General features: G+C 73.8%; 17 protein-coding genes and 1 tRNA gene. 8 read left to right on the plus strand and 10 right to left on the minus strand.

What is annotated here, in order from left to right; genetic code table 11:
• The first annotated feature begins 104 nt into the window (after positions 1 to 104).
• Positions 105 to 178, plus strand: a tRNA-Thr gene (locus OYE22_RS17685).
• Between the two features lie 145 nt (positions 179 to 323).
• On the opposite strand, the gene OYE22_RS17690 is transcribed toward OYE22_RS17685, so the two are convergent.
• Complete coding sequence (locus tag OYE22_RS17690) at positions 324 to 677, minus strand: hypothetical protein (protein WP_277321310.1); 354 nt, start codon at positions 675 to 677, stop codon at positions 324 to 326.
• Between the two features lie 585 nt (positions 678 to 1,262).
• Here OYE22_RS17690 and OYE22_RS17695 point away from each other — a divergent pair.
• Positions 1,263 to 1,490, plus strand: a complete 228-nt coding sequence (locus OYE22_RS17695; RefSeq protein ID WP_277321311.1) for a hypothetical protein — start codon at positions 1,263 to 1,265, stop codon at positions 1,488 to 1,490.
• On the opposite strand, the gene OYE22_RS17700 is transcribed toward OYE22_RS17695, so the two are convergent.
• From OYE22_RS17700 to OYE22_RS17730, 7 genes are all read right to left on the minus strand, one after another.
• Positions 1,448 to 2,290, minus strand: coding sequence for a hypothetical protein (locus OYE22_RS17700; RefSeq protein ID WP_277321312.1), 843 nt, complete (start codon positions 2,288 to 2,290; stop codon positions 1,448 to 1,450). The two genes, OYE22_RS17695 and OYE22_RS17700, sit on opposite strands and share 43 nt — an antisense overlap.
• A gap of 21 nt (positions 2,291 to 2,311) precedes the next feature.
• Complete coding sequence (locus OYE22_RS17705) at positions 2,312 to 3,769, minus strand: MFS transporter (RefSeq protein ID WP_277321313.1); 1,458 nt, start codon at positions 3,767 to 3,769, stop codon at positions 2,312 to 2,314.
• A 5-nt stretch (positions 3,770 to 3,774) separates the two neighbouring features.
• Positions 3,775 to 4,344 (minus strand): GNAT family N-acetyltransferase, encoded by a 570-nt coding sequence (locus tag OYE22_RS17710; RefSeq protein ID WP_277321314.1) that lies wholly within the window; start codon positions 4,342 to 4,344, stop codon positions 3,775 to 3,777.
• Positions 4,344 to 5,594, minus strand: a complete 1,251-nt coding sequence (locus OYE22_RS17715) for a type III PLP-dependent enzyme (protein ID WP_277321315.1) — start codon at positions 5,592 to 5,594, stop codon at positions 4,344 to 4,346. Before OYE22_RS17715 ends, OYE22_RS17710 begins: the two co-directional genes overlap by 1 nt.
• 18 nt (positions 5,595 to 5,612) lie before the next feature.
• Positions 5,613 to 6,923, minus strand: coding sequence for a DUF6271 family protein (locus OYE22_RS17720; protein ID WP_277321316.1), 1,311 nt, complete (start codon positions 6,921 to 6,923; stop codon positions 5,613 to 5,615).
• Positions 6,924 to 6,937: 14 nt separating this feature from the next.
• The gene (locus tag OYE22_RS17725) at positions 6,938 to 7,969 is read right to left on the minus strand and encodes a phytanoyl-CoA dioxygenase family protein (RefSeq protein WP_277321317.1); all 1,032 of its coding nucleotides are present in this window, start codon (positions 7,967 to 7,969) and stop codon (positions 6,938 to 6,940) included.
• A 1,075-nt stretch (positions 7,970 to 9,044) separates the two neighbouring features.
• Complete coding sequence (locus OYE22_RS17730; protein ID WP_277321318.1) at positions 9,045 to 10,559, minus strand: glycoside hydrolase family 3 protein; 1,515 nt, start codon at positions 10,557 to 10,559, stop codon at positions 9,045 to 9,047.
• Between the two features lie 682 nt (positions 10,560 to 11,241).
• Here OYE22_RS17730 and OYE22_RS17735 point away from each other — a divergent pair.
• The 3 genes from OYE22_RS17735 to OYE22_RS17745 are packed head-to-tail and all read left to right on the plus strand — an operon-like array spanning position 11,242 to position 15,412.
• Positions 11,242 to 13,482 carry an MMPL family transporter gene (locus tag OYE22_RS17735; protein ID WP_277321319.1) on the plus strand — a complete coding sequence of 747 codons (2,241 nt, stop codon included), beginning with the start codon at positions 11,242 to 11,244 and terminating at the stop codon, positions 13,480 to 13,482.
• 5 nt (positions 13,483 to 13,487) lie between these two features.
• On the plus strand, positions 13,488 to 14,705 hold the full coding sequence (locus OYE22_RS17740) for a sensor histidine kinase (RefSeq protein ID WP_277321320.1): 1,218 nt from the start codon (positions 13,488 to 13,490) through the stop codon (positions 14,703 to 14,705).
• Complete coding sequence (locus tag OYE22_RS17745) at positions 14,702 to 15,412, plus strand: response regulator transcription factor (RefSeq protein ID WP_277321321.1); 711 nt, start codon at positions 14,702 to 14,704, stop codon at positions 15,410 to 15,412. The genes OYE22_RS17740 and OYE22_RS17745 overlap by 4 nt, the downstream gene beginning before the upstream one ends.
• Positions 15,413 to 15,497: 85 nt before the next feature.
• Here the strand turns inward: OYE22_RS17745 and OYE22_RS17750 are convergent, their stop codons facing one another.
• Positions 15,498 to 17,627 (minus strand): serine/threonine-protein kinase, encoded by a 2,130-nt coding sequence (locus OYE22_RS17750; RefSeq protein WP_277321322.1) that lies wholly within the window; start codon positions 17,625 to 17,627, stop codon positions 15,498 to 15,500.
• A 619-nt stretch (positions 17,628 to 18,246) separates the two neighbouring features.
• Between OYE22_RS17750 and OYE22_RS17755 the strand changes: the two genes are divergently transcribed.
• Positions 18,247 to 19,599 (plus strand): PP2C family protein-serine/threonine phosphatase, encoded by a 1,353-nt coding sequence (locus tag OYE22_RS17755; protein WP_277321323.1) that lies wholly within the window; start codon positions 18,247 to 18,249, stop codon positions 19,597 to 19,599.
• 995 nt (positions 19,600 to 20,594) lie between these two features.
• The gene (locus tag OYE22_RS17760) at positions 20,595 to 21,434 is read left to right on the plus strand and encodes a hypothetical protein (RefSeq protein WP_277321324.1); all 840 of its coding nucleotides are present in this window, start codon (positions 20,595 to 20,597) and stop codon (positions 21,432 to 21,434) included.
• 203 nt (positions 21,435 to 21,637) lie between these two features.
• Here the strand turns inward: OYE22_RS17760 and OYE22_RS17765 are convergent, their stop codons facing one another.
• The gene (locus tag OYE22_RS17765) at positions 21,638 to 21,883 is read right to left on the minus strand and encodes a hypothetical protein (protein WP_277321325.1); all 246 of its coding nucleotides are present in this window, start codon (positions 21,881 to 21,883) and stop codon (positions 21,638 to 21,640) included.
• Positions 21,884 to 22,531: 648 nt separating this feature from the next.
• Between OYE22_RS17765 and OYE22_RS17770 the strand changes: the two genes are divergently transcribed.
• Positions 22,532 to 22,909 carry a hypothetical protein gene (locus tag OYE22_RS17770; RefSeq protein WP_277321326.1) on the plus strand — a complete coding sequence of 126 codons (378 nt, stop codon included), beginning with the start codon at positions 22,532 to 22,534 and terminating at the stop codon, positions 22,907 to 22,909.
• Positions 22,910 to 23,003 lie beyond the last annotated feature (94 nt).

A 23,003-nucleotide genomic window follows, 5' to 3' on the forward strand; every position in this document is an offset into this window, starting at 1 on the left:
CGCCTGACCTGCACGGAGCCCCCGAACACCACCTCGTACGGAGCACCCCGCGAAACTGTGTAGACTTGGCTCCGCCGTCACCGCCGATCAGGCTCGCACGGCATGCCGCCTTAGCTCAGTTGGCCAGAGCAACGCACTCGTAATGCGTAGGTCTCGGGTTCGAATCCCGAAGGCGGCTCAGTTAAAACCCCAGGTAGGAATGCTTCCGACCTGGGGTTTTGTCGTTCAGCGGATGCGGCGGCGGCACCGAGCGCGCTCCGCGCGGCGGTTCGCGTCTCAGATCTCGTCTCAGTCGTGGGCCTGGGTTGACGCGTGCTGTCCGTTCAAAGCCCAGTCACGCCATCGCGCATTTGCCGGGGAAGCGATTGCCAGTCCCCCATCGCTCCGTGGATCAGACGCTGCAGGCGCTCCTGGCCCTCGGCACTGATCACGTCCCGCAGGCAGGCGCAGTCGGTCAGGTCCCTGTTTCCCACGACGCAGGTGTAGATGCCGGCGATCTGCAAGCCCCGTGCGGCTGCCGAGAGCTTCGCGTCAAACGGTAGCGGGACCCTTCGGGCCACCTCCTGTGCGAATACCCTCTCGATTCTGGGGCGACCTATCAGGCCGAAGAAACCGCCGACGGCGCGACCAACGGCCTCATGGAGCAGGTCTTTGCCGTTGAGGATGTCGCGGGCCAACCGGGCCAGAGGATCGCAACCCCGCCGGCGATGACGCTTCACGAGGGTCTGCCATGTCTCGTCCGATACGTAAGTAGACGCACGCTCAGCGATGACAGCGGTGCCACCGCGTTCTATGACGTCCAGGCATATACGTGCGGCCTCCTCAACCCTCTGCGTCTCCTGGGCGGCTTGTGTCGCGGGCTGAGTGCGTCGTGGGGGCCGAGCCGCAGCCATTCGCGGGGGCTGAGGGCCCGTCGATCGCGACGGCGCTCGGCGCGGGGTCGAGCGTGTGACCTGGGTACGCCTCGCGGGCTTCTTACGGGGCGTCGAAACGCGTCCCGCTGGCCGACCTCGGTGGTGGTGACAGCGCATGTCTGGGCCGCTCACCCGGTTCTTACACAACGTCCCATCGCCTGTCTGCGCACGGCACCGGTACACCATGTCGGGAGTGTGGAGACGTACGTAGAAGCCGGACAAGGGGGCCTCTTCGGCCAACACGGCCCCTCGTGACCTCTCCTCGGACTACGCGATGGCGGCTGCGGGGGGCTGCTGCGGCTATACCGGTGGTCGTACGAGGCCGCCTACGAGGAATCGCGCGCGAAGTTGGAGCGGGCGCGGGACTTCTTCGCGGGTGGGGGCGGTGTCGAGCGTGAGCCGTACAACGAGGCCCGGGTTCTGACCGATCTCGCCGAGGCGTTGCTCGACGGGGGTGAGACGGGCGCCGCGCTGGCGGCGGTCGACGAGGCCGAGCGCCTCCTGACACCCCAGCGCGCTACCCCCCACCTCCGCTACCTCGACCAGTTGCGTCGGCGCTGCCAGGCGGTGGCGTGAGCGGGGGTTCTTCCACCGGGCGTACCCGTACCGGGTGGACGCCGCCGGCCGTGTGTATGCGGAGGGTGATGACGGCCGGGGGTGGTGTGCCGCCGGTGGTCAGCCAGGCGTGGAGGGCCGAGGCGTACGCGGTCGGGTCGGCGTCGGCGTCCGGGGTCGCCGTGAGGTCGAGCAGGCCGTGGCTGCGGGTGCGCGCCACGCAGTGGTGGGGGCCGGTGGCGTAGCCGGCGAGCGTGGTGTGGGGGTGGCGGGCCAGTACCTCCGTGGTCCAGGTGGCGGGGCCGATCTCGATGGGCCCGGCGCAGCCGCTCCCGCTGTTCCGGGTGGGACAGTACGAGGCCGTCGACGTACGGCTCGCCGTCGGCCAGCAGCCATGCGGGGGAGAGGCCGAACGTGGGCTCGGTGCCGGTGTGGCCGGCTACGGCGAGTTTCTTCGTGTACCCGTCGCCGTGCGGCAGGGTCGTCAACTTGCCGTGCAACAGCGGGAGTTGGTCGCCGAAGCTGGCGGAGATGGCGAGGTCCACGGGGGTGGTCAGGGCCTGGTGCCAGGGGAGGACGGGGAGGGCGAGGTCGGCGAAGAGGTCGGTGAGGCCGCCCTGGAACGGGGAGGAGCCGGTGGAGGTGACGAGGAGTTGGACGCGGAAGTCGTTGTGGAACAGGGGCAGTACGTCGAGCAGCCGGCCGGCCGAGGTCACGTTGTGGGCCACCAGGGGGACCCGGCGGCGGGCCGAGCGGGTGGTCCAGCGGTCGGCGTCGGCTCCGACCGGGACGCGTAGGGCCGAGGCGTCGGGTGACTCCACGTGTTACCTCCCGTCGGCCGCTCAGCTGCCTGGTGTTCTCACCTGGTGGATCACCCTGACCAAGGCGAACGGAGCGGCGACGAGACGGGCCCGCCCGCCCCCGGGGCGGGTCGCGGGGGCGGGCGGGTCGGCGGTGCCCGGAGCTAGGAGGCGGCGGGTTCGGCCGGTTCGGCCGGTTCCACGGTTTCGGCGGGGGTGGGGGGGCTTGGGGTTCTCCTGGGCGGCGGCGGTCCAGCGGATGCGGGTGGCGCAGGCGGCGACCAGGACGGCCGAGGCCGCCACCGCGCCCATGCCCCAGGTCATGCTGCTGCCCTGGGCGATGAAGCCGATGACCGGCGGGCCGGCCAGCAGGCCCGTGGTGCCCATGGCCGCGACCAGGGCCAGCGCGTCGGAGCCCTGGCGGGCGGCGGCGACGTACACGCAGGGGGTGACCGCGGCGATGCCGAGGCCCATGCAGGCGAAGCCGAGCAGCGCGGGGACGACGCCGCCGGCCAACAGGGCCAGGGCGAGGCCGGTGCCGGCCAGGACGCTGCCGACGCGGACGACGCGGCCGTCGCCCCAGCGGGCGCGCCAGCCGTCGGCGAAGAGCCGGGCCGCCACCATCATCACCGAGACGACGGCGATGCCCAGCGGGGCGACCTTGGCCGAGGCGCCGGCCTCCTCCAGGTACAGGGCCGACCAGTCGTTCATGGCGCCCTCGGTGACGGTGCCGAAGACCATGGCGCCGCCCATCCACAGGGTGGCCGTGGCGGGCAGGCTCAGCCGGCGGCGTGGCTGGTCCGCCTGACCCGCCTGGTTCGCCTGGTCCGCCGCGGCCTGGTCGGTGGCCTGGTCGGCGGCTTGGTCGGCGGGGGCCGGGTGCCCGGTGGTCTGGGTCCCCGCGGGGTCGTCGGTGGTCTGTTCGGCCGGGGCCTCGTCGGGGAGCAGGTGGGGCCGGGTGGCGACGACGAGCAGGGCGATGATCGCGGCGGCGGCGCCGAAGTGCGCGGCGACGGAGTGGGTCAGCGCGTTCATGCCGGACGCGAGGAGCGCGGCGAAGAGCGAGCCGGCGCTGAAGACGGCGTGCAGCTTGGCCATGGCCGTACGGTCGTGGCGGGCTTCGAGGGCCGCCCCCTGCGCGTTCATGGCGACGTTGAGGCAGCCGACGGCGAGGCCGTCGAGGCACATCACGGCCAGCGCCAGCGGGTAGTTGGGCGCCGCGGCGAGGCCGAGCAGGACCGCGCCGAGGAACAGGCCCGAGACGACGGCCAGCCGCCGCGAACCCAGGCGCCGGGTCAGGACGGCCACCAGCGGGAAGGAGATCGCGGCGCCGACGCCCGCGGCCATCAGCAGCAGGCCGACCTCGGCCTTGCTCAGGTCCAGGTCGGACTTGAGCGCCGGCAGCCGCGCCGCCCAGGTCGCGTACTGGAAGCCCAGGACGCAGAACAGCGCCGCGATCGCCAGCAGCCGCCGGCGGAAGTCGTCGCGAACACCCAACATGTGCATCAGCCCACTTCGTCGGTCACGGGTGTCCCGGGGCGCGGCTCACCGGCGCGTCCGGGGGTCGGGGTGCGCCCGGGTACCGGCGCGGACATGTAGACGGCGTCCGTGCCGTAGCTGTCGGGGAGCGACACCTCGGGGTGCGGGCGGTACCCGTGCCCCGCCCAGAACGGCGCGCTGCCCGCGACGGCGACCAGGGAGATCTGTTCGTGCCCGGCGCCCCGCGCCGCCGTGGTCAGGTGCCGCAGCAGCCGCCGGGCCAGGCCCGCCCCGCGGTGCTCCGGGGCGACGACCAGGTCGTGCAGGTGGAGGTTGCGGGTGGGGACGGCGGCGGTGGCCGTCTCCGCGTGGGCCAGGTCGGGGCTGTGGAAGGGCGGGTAGGGCAGCGCGAGCAGGTAGCCGACGAGGTCCCCGGCGCGGTCCAGGACGGTGCAGGTGGCGGGCGAGACCCGGGCCCGCGAGCGGAGCGCGGCCTCGCCCTCGGAGAGTCCGAGCCCGGCGTAGGCGCGCTCCTCGAGCGCGGCCAGGGCGGGCCAGTCGGCGTCGGCGATGGGGCGGATGCGTACGTCGTTCACTACGCCACCTCGCCCAGGGCCACCGGGGCCGCCAGCGGTGGGGCCGCCGGGTGTGGGCCGCCGCGTCCGGCGCGGTCGCCGTCGATCCAGGTGTAGGGCAGCGGGCTGAAACCGTTGAAGCCCTGGGTGGTGTAGCTGGTGGCGTACGCGCCGCAGGACCCGATCCACACCGGGTCGCCGGAGGCGAGGCCGGCCGGGACGCGGACGGGGGCGCCGGCCGGGTCGTACGCGTCGTCGCTGTCGCAGGTGGGTCCCGCGATGACGGCGGGCACGCGCGGGGCGTCCTCGGGGTGGCTGGGGAAGAGCAGCGGGTACTGGAGCCCGTCCATCTCGTACAGGCCGTTGAACTTGCCGCAACTGAGGTAGAGCCAGTGCGCGCGGTCGCCGCCCAGTTGCTCGCGGGTGGTCAGGCGGGCGACGTGGGCGCGGATGGCACCGTTGTCGGCGACCAGGTGGCGGCCGGGTTCGATGCGGAAGTCCAGCGGGCCGCCGGCGACGGCGCGCAACCGGCGCATGCCCTCGCGGATGACGGCGAAGATCTTGTCCAGGGGCGGGTCGAGCGGGTCGCCGGCGCGGTCGGTGCCGTGTGGCGCGGGCAGTCCGCCGCCGAGGTTGACGTGGTCGAGGTGGATGCCGCGCCGGGCCAGTACGGTCACGACGCCGGCCACCCGGTCGATGGCGTCCCGCCAGGCCCCGGCGGTCATCTGCTGGGAGCCGACGTGGAAGGAGAGGCCGGCCGGGGTGAGGCCGGCGGACCGGGCGACCTCCATGACGCGCACGGCGTCCGACGGCGTGCAGCCGAACTTGCGGCTCAGGCCCCACAGGGCGCCCGCGCCGTCGGTGGCCAGCCGGCAGAAGACCCGGGCGCCGGGCGCGTGCCGGGCGATGGCCCGCACGTCCTCGACGCTGTCGGTGGCGAAGTCGCGTACGCCCATCCGGTGGGCTTCGGCGATGTGCCGGTCGGACTTGACGGTGTTGCCGAAGTGGATGGCGTCCAGCGGCGCGCCGGCGCCGACGGCCTGCGCGACCTCGGCGGGGCTGGCCGCGTCGAAGCCGGCGCCCTGCTCGACGAGGCGGCTGAGCACCTCGTCCACGGGGCACGCCTTCATGGCGAAGCGGACGTGGACGCCGGGCAGTTCGCGCAGCAGGGTCGCGTGGCGGCGCGCTATGCCGGCCAGGTCGTAGATGAGCTGGTCCTCGGTGGCCGCCGCGAGGGCGGCGCGCAGGGGTGCGGTGACGTTGACGTACATGTGGATGGCCCCGGGGGTCTACCGGTCGAGCGGGTGGATGCGCGTGGCCTGGCTCGCCCGCACCAGGGGTCGCCACGCGTCGATGAGCCGTGCGAAGTCCTCCATGTCGTGGCGGGCCTCGTCCAGCAACTGCTGGCGGCGCGGCGCGATGGACCGCGCGAAGGTGGCGTACCGGCCGCCGAGCCTGTGGTACGAGCGCTCCAGGACGTCGAGCCGCTCCTCGTTCTCGGTCACCGGCAGGCGGGTGCTGTCCCAGACCAGTTCGCTGACGCGCTCCGCGCGCACCTGGTGTGCGTCGTCCAGCAGGGTGGGCCCGGCCTCGGCCATGGCCGCGTAGACGGCGTTGAGGTAGAGCATGGACAGGAAGAACTTGGTGAAGCGCAGCTGGTAGGCCATGAAGCCGGCGTCGGTGCGCCGCTCCGTGGTGTAGAAGTTCACGATGTGCCGGTTGTGCAGGACGCCGGGCAGGGCCGCGTCGTGCACCAGGTGCATCAGGAAGTAGTCGCTGCCGATGGTGTTGGTCGCCGGTGGCAGCGGCACCCGCTCGTGCACCTGCTGGAAGCTGATGTTGCACATGTCCAGGCGCATCGGGTCCACGAGGGTCAGCAGCGCGTGGTCGCCGGTGAAGGGCGCGGTGCCGGCGCCGGTGAACGACTCGTCGGCCAGCTCCCGCTTCTGCTCCGCGCTCCAGTCGGCGGGCGCCCACAGGCCGACGACGTCGCGGTAGACGTCCGCGTCGAGCTGCCGGATCTCGCTGATGTCCACGGACAGTTCACCCACGAACGACGCGCCGACCAGCACCACGGGCTTGTCCAGGTGCGCCGGGTCGAGGTCGGTCGCGTCCACCCGGGGCGCGGCGTCGCGGGCCCGTTCGCCGATCGAGGTCAGCTCGTGGTGGACGGGGTAGACGGGTTCGCCGTTCAGCTCCTGGTACGAGCTGTCGGAGTCCCGGCGGTGGACGGACGAGCAGCCGAGCGATGCGGCGATGAGGAAGGCCCGGTTGGTGCAGGCGCCGTAGGAGACGTCGGCGGGCAGCATGAGGTCGAGCACCAGCTCGGGCTTGGGCAGCCCGGCGCGTTCGATTGCCGCGCGCAGGAAGGCCCGTTGGGCGTCCTCGTCCAGGTGGTGCACCACCACCCCGGGCGTGCGGGGCACGGCGGCCAGCGCCGCGGCGTGCTCCGCGCGGGCGCCCGGCGCGGCGGAGTCCAGGATCAGGACGTGCACCTCGACGGGGAAGTGCCGCGCCGCGTAGGCGGCCTCGGCGCAGATGGCCGTGACCATGGGCGCGGAGGGCCGGTTGGTCGGGAGGGTCAGGCAGATGGCGCGCATTCCGTCTCTCCGGTTCACCGCTCGGTCGCTGTGCCGTTCCAGGACGTGAGGCCGAGCAGCCGTTCGCCGAGGTCGGTGAGGTCGGCCGTCGGGTAACGCAGCGACTCGTGCCGGGTGGCGTCGCCGACCAGGGTCTTGTTCCAGGTGGGCGTGGACAGGTCGCGCCAGGAGTCGACGCGCGAGGTGCGCAGCTCCTGGTGTTCCTCGAGGGCGGGCATCATCGACAGGTACTGCACCGACCGCACGCCGCGCTCGGAGGTGTTGGGGGCCACGCCGTGCGCCAGCATCCCGTTCCAGATCAGCAGGTCGCCGGCGCCCAACTCGGGCCGTACCACGGGGAATTCTGACCGGTCGACGCCCGGGCGGACCGGGTCGCGGTCGGCGGGCTGGTCGAGCTTCCAGCGGTCGAAGCGCCGGAAGAGTTCGGGCGAGCACTGGAAGCCGCCGAGTTCGGCCCTGGTGTCGTGGAGCGCGATGATGCCCTGCACGCGCTGCGGCAGCACGCTGCGGGTGGAGTCGACGTCCCAGTGCAGCTCGATGTCGAAGCCCTCGTCGGTGGGCTCGATCAGGGAGCGGGAGCGGTTGCCCCGGTTGGGCGGGTTGAGGTTGAGCCGGTCGAGGGTGACCCACAGCTCCTCGCAGTCCCACACGTCCACGAACGCGTCGTAGACCCGCTGGCTCTGCCGGCTGTCCCAGATGAGCTGGTGGTGGTACGCCTCGACGAAGCCGTAGATGTACAGGTCGCGTTCGAGGTCGGTACGGAAGGTGCGCTCGGTGTACCAGGTGTCGGGGCGGCCGGGGTCGAGCCCCTGGAACTCCCAGGCGAAGTCGAGCAGCTTGTTCGCGGCGGCGGCCGGGATGGCCTCCTTGACCACGACGTAGCCGTACGTCTGCCAGAAGGCGAGGTCCTCCTTGGACAGCACGCGCAGTGGCAGCGTCTTGTCGATGTCCTTGAGCGGGGTCTGCGCGAGGTAGGTGTCGCCGTCCGCGCTGAAGTAGGGCCGGTCCGATGCGGCGCGGTACAGGTATCCGTCGGGCGTGGGCATGCGGGTCTCCTGGGCGTGGTGGTGCGGGGAGGGCCTGCCGTGCCCTCGGGTTCGGGGCCCGGTGGCGGCGCGGGTCGGGCGGGAACGTCGTTGTTCACCGCACTGGCGCCCGCGTCGACGCGTCGCCCGCCGTGTCGCGGCGCGGTCGGCGGGGCCGGTCCTCCCGGGTGTGTGCCCCGTCCCCTCTCGCCCGGTGGGCGCGGGGTGGGGCGGGTGGTCGCGGGGTGCGCGGGGGCGATCAGCACGACGGGGCGCGGTGCGGGACCGTCCTCGGCGGCTGCCGTGTCGCGCGCGGGTTCATCGGGAGCGGTGGCGGAACGAGAGGGAAGAGGGCCATCGCGCGCGGCTCGTGGCGGCGGAGTGCGGCGGGTGGGTCATGGGCCGCCATCCGGCGTCGCGGGGGCCGCGGTGAACTCGCGGGAGGTGGGGATTCGGCAGTGGTCAGGGCGCCGGGTGCGGGCCGCGTGCACCGGTCGTGGAGGTGGTGGTTCGCCGTGGCGCCAGAGCCGGGTCTCCTTACCTCGTCGTACGGCGTCCGAACCTGGGCCGTGGCGTGGCCCGGGGTGGACGTGGTGGTTCCGGTCGGCCGGCTCAGGGAGGGGGCGTGGGGCCAGATCGGCTCGCCCACCGTGCCGAACGCGCTTTCCCCCAAGATGGACTAGACCAACTTTGGGTGTCAACCCCCATCTCACGCACCCCATCTGACGACACGACAGGTCCGCCGTCACGGTCGTCACAACCGTCACGCGGCCGGGTACGCGGCATGCCGAACGGGTCGCCTCAGGGGCGGAGCTGAGCGGGCAGGATCGGGCCACACGCGGGCACCGGGCGACGCGTGGGCAGGGCCGAGCGACACGCGGGCAGGTCGCGGGCGCGCGTGGGCGGTGTAGGGGAAGCGGCCCCCGGGTGGGCGCCGGCGGGAGACGCGAGGCAGCGAGGCGTACGGGGTGCTGGAGGCGCACCAGGCGTACGAGGCGTACGAGACGCACGAGTTGTACGAGGCATCGCCGCGCGCGGCCGGGCGCGGGGGTGTGGAGGTGCGGGGCGGCCTCTCGGGGAGGTCGCCCCGCGCGGCTCAGGCGGCGCCGGTGAGCACCTCGGCCACCGCGATCCCGGAGACCCGGGTGGCGCCGAAGGTGGTGAGGTGGACGGCGCCGAGCGGGGCGTCCACGGGCACGCCCATCTCGACCACCAGGGCGTCCGGGCGCCGGCTGACCAGGCCGGCCAGGGCCTGCGACATCCAGCGGTGACGGGCGGCGTCGCGGACGACGATGACCAGCTCGCGGCCGTTGGCCGGGGCCAGTACGGCGCGGTCCAGGAGGTCGCCGGCGTCGGACAGTTCGGCCTCGGTGAGCCGTACCGACGTGGTCTCCGGGCGCAGGGCGCGCAGCGGGTCGGCCACGCCCCAGGGGGTGCGGCCGTCTATGGCCAGGTTCATGGTCGGCGACAGCTCGACCACGTGCGGGGCGCCGGCCAGCGGGAGTTCGGCGCCGGTGCCGGGGCGGCGGCTGACGCGCACCGCGCGCCGGGCGGCGACCAGGCCGATGTCGGACTCGTCGGTCGCGGTGTCGGCCTGCCGGGCGAGGTCGGCCGACCAGGCGGCGAACTTCTGCACCCGGTCGGCGGCGTCGGCCAGCCGCTCCTCGGACAGCGTGCCGTCCACCACGGCGTCCACCAGCGCCTGGGCGAGGTCCACGGTGGTGGACTCCTCGGCGCTCTCGCCACCCACGCACACGGCGTCCGCGCCGGCGGCGACCGCCTTGACGGTGGCGCCCGCGATGCCGTACTTGGCGGAGACCGCGCCCATCTCGATGCCGTCGGTCACCACCAGGCCGGTGAAGCCGAGTTGGTCGCGCAGCACGCCGTTGATGATGGTCGGGCTCAGCGTCGCGGGCAGCTCGGGGTCGTAGGCCGGGATGAGCATGTGCGCGGTCATCATGGTGCGCACGCCGGCCTCCATGGCCGCGGTGAACGGCGGCAGCGCGACGCGCGTGATGGTCTCCGCGTCGGCGGTGAAGATCGGCAGGCCGTGGTGCGAGTCGACGTTGGTGTCGCCGTGGCCGGGGAAGTGCTTGGCGCAGGCGGCCACGCCCGCGCTCTGCAGGCCGCGCACCCAGGCGGCGGTGTGCCGGGCGACGAGGTCGGTCTCGGCGCCGAAGGAGCGCACGCCGATGACGGGGTTCATCGGGTTGGAGTTGACGTCGGCGCTCGGCGCGTAGTCGAGGGAGACGCCGATGGCGCGCAGCGCGCGGCCGATGTCGCGGGCCACCTGCTCGGTGAGGTCGGGGTCGTCGATGGCGCCGAGCGCGAGGTTGCCGGGCCAGGAGGCGCCGGTGCGCACGTCGAGCCGGGTGACGTCGCCGGCCTCCTCGTCGATGGCGACGATGAGTTCGGGGTTCTCCTCGCGCAGCGCCGAGGTCAGCGCGGCGACCTGCTCGGGGGTCTCGATGTTGCGCCCGAACAGCACGACGGAGCCGAGCCCGTCGGCGATGCGGCGGCGCACCCAGTCAGGAGCGGTGGTGCCGACGAAGCCCGGTTGAAGGACGGAGTTGGCCAACCTGATGAGTTCCGGGTGGCTGCCACGTGCCATGAGGGGACCTCCGAGGTGCGGGTGTGGGCCGACGGATCGGACGGCCGGGCGACTTGGAGCAGACCAGCCGGATATTGGCCTGTACCAATCCGGGATGTCAAGGAACGGGTGTGCCGGGGTTTGCCGGGAAATGGGAGGTCAGCGAGGGGGTTGACGTCCCGAGGTGCCTGCGGGGCGCGGTGGGCCATCCACCGAGCATGCCCCGGAGTGCCACCGGCGCGCTGGTGGCTGGCAGGAGCCGCCCACGGGGTGGGGCGCGAGGGGCCCCGTGGGCATGGGCGTGCGCAACCCGTGGAGAGCCGTCTGGCGGTGCCGCGTCCGCGCGGACGCGGGTCGGGCCGGCCACGGGACGCGTACGCCCCAACCCCGTCCCCCGACGGGGGCCGGGCGCGTACGCGTGGCCGGAGATCGGGGCAGTGGCGCCGGCCGCGCGGGCAGTGGCGCCGGCCGTGCGGGCAGTGGCGCCGGCCGTCCGGGGCAGTGGCACCGACCGCGCGGGCAGCGGCACCGGCCGTCCGGGGCAGCGGCACCGACCGCGCGGGCAGCGGCGCCGGCCGCGCGGGGCAGGGCAAACGCGCGCGGGGATCGGGCTCGGGGCGGCGGGGGTCCACCGACTGGTGGACCCCAGGTTCAACCGGTCGCCGCTGTCGCCGCCAACACCCCGCCGACCAGCATGAACACCATGAAGAATCTTCCAGTTCGGATGGCTCGGTGGAGCGCCGGGCACCCCTGGCGCGCGATGGTCGGCTGGTTCGTGTTCGTCGTGCTGTGCCTGGGGACGGGCATCGCCGTCGGCGGCAACCCGGCCACCGCCGCGGACTACCGCATCGGCGAGGCCGGCCGGGCCGAGGCGATAGCCGAGGACGGGGGGCTGCAACAGCGGCCCGTGGAGCGCGTACTGATCACCGCGGCCCCCGGCACCGGGCGGCTCGACCGGGCCTCGGCCGACGCGGCGGCCCGCGAGGTCGCCGAGCGGATGCGCGAGTTGCCCGAGGTGCGCGCGGTGGCCGCGCCGGTGCGCTCGGCGGACGGCTCGGCGGTGCGCGTGGACGTGACGATGTTCGGCGACGAGCGGGAGGGCAAGGAGCACGTCGACCCGCTGCTCGCGCAGACCGCCGCCGTACAGAAGGCCCACCCCGAACTCCGCGTCGAGGAGACCGGCTCGCCTTCGATCGGCAAGGGCACGGACCAGCAACGCGGCGACGACCTGGCCCGTACCGAGATCATCGCGCTGCCGGTCACCCTGATCACGCTGCTGTTGGTGTTCAGCTCGGTCGCGATGGCGTTGGTGCCGGTGCTGCTCGCGCTGACCTCCATCGCCGCGTCCATCGGCCTGTCGATGCTGGCCTCGCACGCCTTCCCGGACGCCGGCATCGGCACCAACGTCATCCTGCTCATCGGCCTGGCCGTCGGCGTGGACTACACGCTCTTCTACCTCAAGCGCGAGCGCGAGGAACGGGCCCGCGCCGGTGGCCGCCTCTCCTCGCCGGCCGTGGTGGAGTTGGCCGCCGCGACCTCCGGGCGGGCCGTCGTCTTCTCGGGCCTGGCCGTCGCCGTCTCGTCCGCGACGCTCTTCCTGGTGGACGACGTCATCTTCTCCTCGATCGCGGTCGGCGCCATCGTCGTCACCCTGGTCGCCGTCCTCAGCTCGCTGACCGTGCTGCCGGCCCTGCTCGCGGTGCTCGGGGCGCGCGCCGAGCGGCGGGCCGAGCGCAGGGCGGCCCGCGCGGCGGCGGGCGGCAAGCCCCTGCGTCAGCGCGCCCCGCGCCGGGGCGGGCCCGGCCGGGTCACCGCGGCGGTGCTACGCGGCGTCAGCAGGCGGCCCGCCGTGGCGCTGGCCGCCTCCGTTCTCGGCATGCTCGCCGTCGCCGCCCCGGCGCTCGGCCTGAACCTGACCGACATGGGCCGCGAGACGCACTCCCGGGCGATTGGCGCCATGCGGGTCTACGACCGGCAGAACGCCGCCTTCCCCGAACTCAAGGCCATGCACCAGATCGTGGTCCGCGCCGACGCGGAGCGCTCGGCCGAGGTCACCGAGGCCCTGCGCGAGCTGGCCCGCGACGTGAAGGACGACCCGCGCCTGTCCGGCGACGCCGCGCTGAGCACCTCGCGGGACAAGCGGATCAGCATGCTCCAGCTCCAGGTGCCGCACCACGTCAGCACCGACGCCGCGCAGGAGTCGCTCAGGTCGATCCGCGCCGAGCACGTGCCCGCCACCATAGGGAAGGTCGCCGGCGTCGAGACGGCGGTCACCGGCGACGTGGCCCGTTACGCGGACTATCCCGAGCACCAGAAGGACAAGCTGCCGCTGATCGTGGGGGCGCTGCTGGTCGTGACGTTCGCGATGACGGTGTGGGCGTTCCGCTCCGTGGTGCTCGGCCTGGTGGGCGTGGTGCTGAACCTGCTGTCGGCCGGCGCCTCGCTGGGCGTGCTCGTGCTGACCTTCCAACCCTCGTGGGCCGAGGGGCTGCTCGACTTCGACTCCACCGGTTCCATCGGGTCCCGGGTGCCGCTGTTCCTGTTCGTGATCCTCTTCGGCCTGTCGATGGACTACCAGGTCTTCGTCGTCAGCCGGATCAGGGAGGCGGCGCTGGCGGGGGTGCCGACCCGGCGGGCCGTGATCGAGGGCATCGGCCGCTCGGCGGGCGTGGTCACCAGCGCGGCGGTGGTGATGGTCACCGTCTTCGCCAGCTTCGTCGGGCTGCACCTGATCGAGATGAAGCAGATCGGCTACGTGCTCGCGGTCGCCGTACTGCTCGACGCGTTCGTCATCCGGATGCTGGTCCTGCCGGCCCTGATGCTGCTGCTCGGTCAGGCCAACTGGTGGCCGTCGCGCGGCATGCGCCGGGCCCAGCGGCAGGTCACCCCGGCCGTCGGCGCCCGGCCCGAGCCCGAGCCGACCGCGCCGGGAACCGTAGGCTGAGCCGCATGGTCCCGCTGCCCCAGCCCGCCGACTGGTTCCTCACCACCAGGTTCCACCTCTGGTACGGCGTCGCCTGGCTGACGGTGGGGCTCGGGCCGACGGCGCTGGCCGTGCGGGACGCCTCGCGCGCCGACCAGTACGCGGCGGCGGTGCTGCTGCCGCTGCTGGCCGCCGACTACGGGGCCCTGCTGCTCGCGGCCCGCCGCCAGGTGCCCGGGCCCCGGGCCGGGCTCGTACCGTCCGTCCTGCTGGCCCTGCTCGGACTGCACATCGCGGCGGTGTCGTACGTGTTGGAGGGCGCGGCCGCGCTGTTCGTGGTGGCCCTCCCGCAGTTCTGGGTCTTCGCGGCCGGGCCACGGGCCGCGATCAAGCTCAGCGGTCTCGCGGCGGCCAGCACGGCGCTCGGCGGGGTGCTGCCCCAGGGGTGGAGCCCGCACCTGCTCACCGGCAACCTCGTCGCCACCCTCCTCGCCTACGCGGCGGGCGTGGCCGTCGGCCGGTGGCTCTACCGCTTCGTCGGCCTGACCCAGGCCAGGGCGGACGCGCTCGCCGCCGAACTGGCCGAGGCGCAGGCCCGGTTGGCCGAGGCGAACCAGCGCCAGGGCGCGGCCGACGAGCGCGAACGGCTGGCCCGCGACATCCACGACACCCTCGCCCAGGGTTTCGCCTCGATCATCGTGCTGGCCGAGGCGGCGCGCTCGGGTGTGCGCACCGATCCCGACCGCAGCGCACAGCAGTTGGACTCGATCGAGCGGACGGCGCGCGAGAACCTCGCCGAGGCCCGCGCGCTGGTCGGCGCCGCCCCGCGCACCGGCGCCGCGCCCGGCACGCTGGCCCAGGCGCTGCGCCGCACGCTCGACCGGTTCGCCCAGGACACCGGGCTCACCGTCACCGCCGAACTGCCCGACGTGCCCTGTGACCAGCGGACCCGGATCGCGCTGCTGCGCTGCGCCCAGGAGTCGCTGGCCAACGTGCGCAAGCACGCGGGGGCGACCACGGTCGGCGTGGTGCTCGCGGCGCGGCCGTACGGGGTGGAGCTGGAACTCACCGACGACGGACGGGGGTTCGTGGTGGCCGACGCGGAAGGCTTCGGCCTCGACGGGATGCGCAAGCGGCTGGCCGAGCTGGGCGGCGAACTCCAGGTGACCAGCTCGCTCGGGGACGGCACCCGGGTGCTCGCCACGGTCCCCACCACCGAACACGAGGAGGCGCGGCGCACATGACGGACACGGCTGACGGGGCTGGCCCGCACGGGATCGCGGCCGCCGCCGGGCCCAGGATTCGGGTGCTGGTGGCGGACGACCACACGGTGATGCGCGCGGGGGTGGTCGCCCTGCTGGGTCCGGAGCCCGGCGTGGAGATCGTGGGCGAGGCCGCGAACGGGGCCGAGGCCGTCGCGGCGGTCCGCGCGCTCGCCCCCGACGTGGCCCTGCTCGACCTGCGGATGCCGGTGCTTGACGGGGTGGGCGCGACCGAGCGGATCGTCGCCAGCGGGGCGTCGACCCGGGTGCTCATCCTCACGACGTACGACACCGACGCGGAGATCGAACGGGCGGTGGAGGCCGGGGCGGTGGGCTACCTCCTCAAGGACACCTCGCGGGAGCAGTTGGTGGCCGCCATCGCCGCCGCGGCCCGTGGCGAGACGGTGCTGGCCCCCAAGGTCGCCGAGCGGTTGGTGGCCCGGATGCGCCGGCCGGCGCCGGTCGCGCTGACCGGGCGCGAGCTGGAGGTGCTGACCGCGGTGGCCGACGGCCTGTCGAACGCGGAGATCGGCCGCCGCCTGGTCATCGGCGAGGCCACCGTCAAGACCCACCTGTTGCGGGTCTTCGCCAAGCTGGACGTGAGCGACCGCACCCACGCGGTGGTGGTCGCCATCGACCGCGGCCTCCTGGTCCGCCCCGACGCGCGCGGCGGTTCGACCGCGCCCTGACGCCGGCCCCGCGCGGCACGGGCCCTACACGCCCGGTGCCGGCCCAACACCGCCTGGCGCCGGCCCCTCCGCTCCGTCGCGGGGGTCACTTGTCCTGCGGGTAGGTGGCGATGACCTTGCCCCTGGGGTCGGCCTTGAGGTAGCCGGAGCCGTAGGCGTCGGAGAGGTAGACGCTCATGCTCTGGCCCTCGTCGAAGACGCTGGACGGGGCGCGGACGACGAGGTAGCGGCTGGTGGGCTGGTCGACGCCGAGCACCTGGTCCGCCTTGCGCATCAACGCGGGCAGGGCGTCCCAGTCGAAGGCGTCCAGGTCCAGCGGCTGGGTGCCGGTCGCCTTCGTACCGCCCGCGCCGTCCCGGGACGCCCCGCTGTCCGCGCGGTAGCTGAACCGGTCGTACCGCTTGCTGCTGCCCTGCACGAGCGCCTCGGCCGACACGTGCTCGGGGTAGACCACGAGGCTGATGACCTTGCCGGTGTCCATCAACGGCCGCAGCTCGGTGAGGGCCCGGCGGATTCCGTCGGGCGTGAGCAGGTCGGTCTGCGGCTGCTCGTCTTCGGTGCCGCCCGCGTCGCCGAACGAGGGCGAGGAGGGCTGCGTGCCCGAGGTGTCGCGCTTGGGCGCGGCGGGCCCGGTGGCCGTCGCCGAGGTGCCGGGGCCCGGCGTCTGGCGGGCGGTGGGGGTGCCGTCCTTGTCGTCCGGGCTGGGCAGCAGTACGTAGAGCAGGACACCGGTCAGGACGGCGGCGAGGACGACCATGCCGACCGTCGCCAGCCTCCGGGTACGCACCCGGCGCCGCGCGGCGTCCGGGTCCGGGGCGGGCGGCGGACTGATGCGGTACGAGGCGCCGCCCCCGAGCCCACCCCGCCCGGCCGCTCCCGCGCCCGCTGTTCCCGAGCCCGCCGTACGCGCGCCCGTACCCGCCGTCCCCACGCCGGTCGCACGCGCGCCGGTGCCCGTCGCGCCCGCGCCGGTCGCACGCGCGCCCGCGCTCGTCGCGCTTGCGCCAGCCGACCCCGTGCCCGCGCCGGCCCGCGCGCCCGCGCCCGTACTCGCGCCGGCCCGCGCTCCCGTGCCCGCGCTCCCGGTCGTGCCCGTCCCCCCGCGCGCGGCCGTGCCCTGCCCCGCGCCGGGTCTCTCGCCGCTCGGTGGGGCCAGTGGGAACGAGGTGACCGAGGAGTCGCGCGTCGGGTCAGAGCCGGACGCCGACGGGTGCGGGCCCGGGTGGGCGCCCGAGGTCGTGTCGGCGGGGCCGGGCGCCGGGGCCGTGTCGCCCAGGTCCGCGGTGTTCATCGGCGCCGTGGTCTCCGGCGCCGCCCCCGCGCCGGCGAGCCCCGCTCCGGTGCCGGTGCCGGTTCCCGTACCGGCCGCGCCGCTCGCGTTTCCCGCGCCCCCCGCCTCACCCTGGGCGATAGCGGCGGCGAGCATGCGGTCGAGGGTGCCGGCGTCCGGGCGCGCGCCCGGGTCGCGGACCAGCAGCAACGTCAGGACCTCGGTGAGCGGGCCGGCCTTGCGGGGCGGCGGCACCTCGTCGTTGAGCACGGCCGCGAGGGTGGCGAGGGTGTTCGCGCGGCGCAGCGGGTGGTGGCCCTCCACGGCGACGTACAGCAGCATGCCGAGCGACCAGAAGTCGGCGGCGGGGCCGCCGGCCTGGCCACGGACGCGCTCGGGGGCCATGTAGTCGGGCGAACCGATGATGGAGCCGGTGGCGGTGAGGCTGGTGGACTCGCGGATCGCGGCGATGCCGAAGTCGGTGAGCACCGGCCGGCCGTCCTTGCGCAGCAGCACGTTGGCGGGCTTGACGTCGCGGTGCTCGATGCCGACGGCGTGCGTGGCGCGCAGCGCCGCCAGGATGCCGCCGCCGAGCCGGGCCGCCTCGGCGGGCGTCATCGGCCCCGCGTCCAGACGGCCCTGGAGCGAGCCGCCGGAGACCAACTCCATGACGATCCACGGGTACGCGTCCTCACCGCCGTCCACGATGTGGTGAATGGTCACCACATTGGGGTGGTCGACGCGGGCGAGGGCGCGTGCCTCGCGCAGCACGCGGGCGCGCAGCGTGCGGGCGGCCTGCGGGTCGTACTCGGCGAGCGCCGGGTCCGGCGGGCGCACCTCCTTCAGCGCCACGTCACGGTGGAGAGCCAGGTCGCGGGCGCGCCACACCATGCCCATGCCGCCGCCGCCGAGCCGTTCCACCAACTCGAAGCGGTCGTCGATCACTCGTCTCACGATTTCCCCCGGGGTTCCGCGGTGCGCCAGTGACGCCGTCAACGCCAACAGAAGGATGCGGCATGGGCGGGCCGCCCGGACAGGAGGGTGTGCCGGCGCCCGCGCCGGCACGACCGGCCACGCGCACCGCCCAACACGGGCCCCCGGCGGCCGGTGGCGGCTGTGCGCTCGGCCCCGCCACCCTCGCTACCAGGGAAGTCGCCGCCAGGGGCTGTCATCCCGAGTGAACGGGTGTCCGGCCGAGGCCGCGAACCTCTCGCCGCCGTCCTCGGCTTTCCGCCGGTCGAAGCGCTCCGTGTCGAGCCGCCGGCACACGCGGCCAGCGAGAGAACTCTTGTTGAACTCCTCCCACGACCCGTTCGCCGGCCGCGATCCGCACGCCTCCCACGACCCGATACGACACGGGGTCGCACCGCCTGACGGACTGACGGGCTGACGGACTAGCGACGGTCTGACGAAAGAGGGTGACGAACGGGCGCGAAGTCGGCCACATCTGCCCGTACCGCGTCACAGAAAGTAAGAAAGTGACTACCTGTGTCGTCGGCGTCTGCCAGGGTGACTACGGTCCGGCCCCTGAGTGGGGCCGATGGCGCCCTCGCGGAGGTGTGTGGTGCGCTCACACTGGGGCTGGCTGCTGGCCGCGGTGCTCGCCGAGGCGCTCGTCGCCGTGGCCCACGTCCTGCTCGGGGGCGGTGCCGTCGGCGCGCTGTTCGTCGTCGGTCCGTTGCTGGCGGCGTACCGGCTGAGCGCGGGCACCACCGGAGCGGTCGGCGGCCTCGCGGTGCTGCTCGCCGCGGCCCTGCCGTTCAGCGGCGCCGAGGCCACGCAGCCGGGGCGCGCCGAGTACGTCAACGACGTGCTCGCGGCGGCCGTCGGCGGGCTCAGCGCGACGCTGGTGGCCCGCGCCCGCACGCGCTCCCAGCGCGCCGAGGACCGCACCCGGCGCGGCTACGCACGGATGCGCCGCACGCACGCCCGCACCCGGCGCGCCTACGCGCGCACGCGCGAGGCGTACGCCTCGACCCGGCACGCGCTGCTGCGCACCCGCCGCGTGCTCGCCCACGTCCAGCGCGTCCACGCGCGCACCAAGACCGCGTGCGAGGCGGCCCAGCGCGCGCACCGCGAGGCGCACCGGGCGCTGACCAGGATGACCCGCATCGCCCAGGTCAGCCAGCAGGCCATCGTGCGCCCGCTGCCGTCGACCATCGGCGACCTGACGCTGGCCGTACGTACCCGCTCGGCCACCGAACACGCCCTGATCGGCGGCGACCTGCACGACGCGATCCTCACCCCGACCGGACCGCGCCTGATCGTCGGCGACGCCAAGGGGCACGGCCTGGACGCGGTCCGGCTCAGCGCGGCGGTGCTGGCCGCCTTCCGGCAGACGGCGGCCGCCGAGCCCGACCTGATCCAGCTCGCCCACACCCTCGACGCCCGCATCGCGGCCGAACTCGGCCCCGAGGACTTCGTCACGCTGCTGCTGGCCGACTTCGCGCCCGACGAGGTACGCCTCGTCAACTGCGGCCACCCACCACCGCTACGCGCCGGCCGACGCCTGGAGACGCTCGAACCCGCCAACTCTTCAACGCCCTTGGGCCTCGCGCCCACGCCGGAGCTGCAACGGGTCACCCTCGCGCCCGGACAGCGGCTGCTGCTGTACACCGACGGGCTTGCCGAGGCCCGCGACGCCAAGGGTGACCTGTTCCCGCTCGACCACCAGGTGCACGCCGCGCTGCGCGGGCCGACCCCGGACGCGTCGCTCGGCCGGCTGCTCGACCTGCTGTCCGCGCACGCCGGCCCGGCCTCCGCCGACGACCTGACCCTGATCCTGGCCGAGCCCGCCGCACAGCCCGCCGCCCGCCGCGCCGCGCAACCCGGCGCCGCCACCCCCACGAGCCCGCCCCGCCCCCGGTACCCGGCCCCCGCGCCGGCCACCGAGTGGCAGCCCTGCCCGCCGGCCTGACCCGGCCCGCTCGGCGTGCTCGGCGCGGCGGGCTCGACGGGGCTCGACGGGCACGTGGGGCTCAACGTCCACGCGAGGCACGTGGGGCACGTGACCCTCGTGGGGCTGGCCCGGTAGGCCACGGTCGGCCGTACCCCTCCCTTTTCGGTCATGTGCGCACGAGCATCGGCGGCCACGCCCGTACCACCCCGGCAGCGCTTCCCAAGCCCACGCTCCGGACCAGGTTTGCCGCCAGATGCGTCCGGTCAGCCACACCGACGCCGGGCCCGGCCCGAACGCGGCAGGCCAAGTGCGATGGACGCACCGCGAGTTGGCTGGTACGTAGAGCGACCTCCGTAGATGAGGGGAGGGGGCACGGCGAACATCGGCTGAACCGCGCTCGTACCGACGGGGGCGAGCGTGGCTGCGAGCTACACCCGGTGCGGTACGCACGAGATCAGCCGGATGACCGATGCGGTCCGCACAGGTCGGCCCGTACCGTGGTGTCCCCGCATGCTTTCAGGGCGGGCAACGGGTCAGGCGCGCCCGCCACGCACCGGGCCCGTTGGATTCCCGACCGGAGAGGCCCACGTCGCCTCCGTTCCGGCGGGACGTGTTGGGGGTCCTGGCGTCGCCAGCCGGGACCCTCAACACACGGCCTCCGCGCGGCAGACCTCCGTATCCGCCTCCGCCAGGCGCGCGGCTCGCACCCGCCTGCGCCAGGCGGGCCCCGCAGTCCTCCGGCCCAGCCGCCGCACACTCCCCGCCCGCCGTCGTGCCAGCGATCACCAGCGATCACCAGCGAGCGTCAGCGGCCGGGCACGGCCACGGGCGCGACGTGACCCCTCCCGACGACCTGGCCGCACAGTGCCAGGAGGGCGCCACACCGTCTCGGGCGGGTCGCGCCGCATGGGTGACCGGATCGCGGAGTACGCACAGCGGAGGACGTGCCTGTGGACGGAATCGTGCGGAGAACGGGCCGCTGGTCGCGGTGGTGCACGGGCGACGCGGCCCCGATGAGTCGGCGCACGACGCTGACCCTCGGCGCGGCGTCGCTGGCGGCCTTCGTCGTGTTGGGCCTGGCGGTGAGTGCGGGAACGCGTCAGGGGTCGCCGGCCCGCCCGCTCGCGGCCCGGCCCGACGGCCTGGCGCTGGACGTGTCGGAACCACGGGTGGCGGGCTCCCCGCGCGGCCTCCCCCGCGCCTCGGCTCGACAACTCGCGGCAGCCGAGGAGCACGCCGACCGGGGCGCCCGGATGTTCGTCACCATGCTCTTCGTCGGTCGGGCGAACGGCAAGCTGGAACTGGTCCCCCTGTACGGCACGTTCACGCCCGACGGCCCCCCGACCCTCATCGACACCGACGGCCGGGCGTACGAGGGGGGCATGGACGACTTCCGGGCGCACAACGACCTGTTCGGCCCGGACGACGAGATCACCTACAACCGCGTCCTGGAGACCGGCCGCCCCGGCGACGCCACCCCGCTGCTGACCAAGTCCGGTCACACGCGACCCGACCAACTGCCGCGCTACGTCAGCGGCGGCGTCGCCATCGCGGCGGCGCTCGGCGGCACCCTGCTCCTGGCCCGCCGCGCTCGCCGAGCCGCCACCGAACCGGTGATGCCGGCCGAGCCGGCAACCGACACGACAACCACGCCCGTCACGGGAGTCGCGGACGCCACGTCCGCCCCGGAGGCCGCGGACGCCACGAACATCACACACGGCACGGACACCATGGACACCATGGACACCGCTGAAGCCGTTGACCCCGCTGACGCCACCGACCGCGCTGACCTCACTGACCCTGCTGACACCATCGACCTCGATGAGACCACGGGCGCCCCGGACGTCACGTAGGCGGGCACGCGGGCCGGGGCGGATCACGCGCCGGCCGTACGGATCACTGCGCCCGCTCTACGGCATCGACTGACGGGGCGCGCCTCTCCGACTCCAACGGGACAGGGCGCCACGCGCCCGACGGGGCGACGCGGTCCGCGCTTCGGGCGGGCGGGGTGCGCGCATCGACGGTGCACCGGGTCAGTTGTCGCTACGACGATTGCCTAACCGGCCTGCTGGCCGCGTTCCGGCTCTGGGAAACAGAGCCCGTCGGCGTTGGCCGTCCACTCGATACCGCCACCCTCGGGGCGGAGAAAGGCGACACGTTTTCCGTCGACTTGCGGGTCGAACAGGAGATCTTCCAGGCTGTGAATGGATTGCAGCACCCCGATCCGATCGGTGAACGGATCGTAGGCGCGCTCACCCGGCTGCGGACCGTGGTATCCGGAGTCGGTCATTCTGATGGCCATGCGTCCCCTTTCGCATTCGCGTCGTGGTCGTAAGGAGGTTCGGGTGGGTTCGCGTATCGGGATCGGCACGGGTGCTCTATTCCCCGTTCGGAACAACGCCTCTCGAACGCCCGCTGAATTGCCAGGTGAAAACGCGGCCGCAGAAACGCTTCTTGTGCGGCCCCGCCGCATTCGACCGATTCCGCGTACGGCCGCCCGCCGCGCCCGCTGACCAGCCGCATCGGCCGCGAGGCGGGGGCCGGACACGTACCACCACGCCATCCGCCACAACGCCCCCTGGCGCCGCCAGGCACGGAACGCGGTCAACACCGTTCCCGGCACGCGAGCCGCGCGCACTTACGCGCTGAGCACGTCCACGAGTCGCCACAACTCGCGTATCGAAAGAGCGCTGTTCGCTACCCAGCGGTAGTTCTTCGCCGGGGTCGCGGTCGGGTCCGCCGCCTTTCGGATTAACCACGGGGAGATTCCTGGACTCGACGACGTTCGCTGCGAACGTCCCTTACGGGGCGGCAAGGAGCGGAGGGCCCGGGGCCGTCGGGTATGGGGCGCGGGGCAGTCGGCCGGGGAGGGCTGGCCTCCGGTTCCGCGTTGGCGCGTATGCGACGATCTCCGCTCACGGTCACCGACAGCGATTCTTCGGGGGAGTCCATGCCGCAGCGTGACGATGACGCGTACGAGCCGGTCTTCAAGAAGAGCCCTTGGGGCACAAACCGGTACGTCTACAACGCCAACAACCCCATCGGCCTCGCGCTGATCATCATCAGTTGCGTCGTGTTCGTCGTCTTCATGTACCTGATACAGGCCCGAAAGGGCCCTTTCGAGCCACCCAAGCAGACGCCCTGGAGCCCGTCGATCAACGAGAACCCGACCTACCCCTGGGACGAACACGACCACGCCACACCGTCCACCGACGCGACGCCGTCCATCGACGCCACACCGTCTGCCGACGCGACGCCGTCCGGTGATGTGACGCCTTCCGCTGAACTGACGCCGTCTGGGGGCGAGTCACCGAGCGATGCGCCCTGAGCGGGCGGGTCGATGCCTTTTTCCACAAGGGGTGACGGCTTTCGTAGCAGAGCGTTACATTGGGAACTACTGAGCGTTGCCCCTGGCTAGGAGG

It is taken from the genome of Streptomyces sp. 71268, assembly GCF_029392895.1.
Classification (GTDB): domain Bacteria; phylum Actinomycetota; class Actinomycetes; order Streptomycetales; family Streptomycetaceae; genus Streptomyces.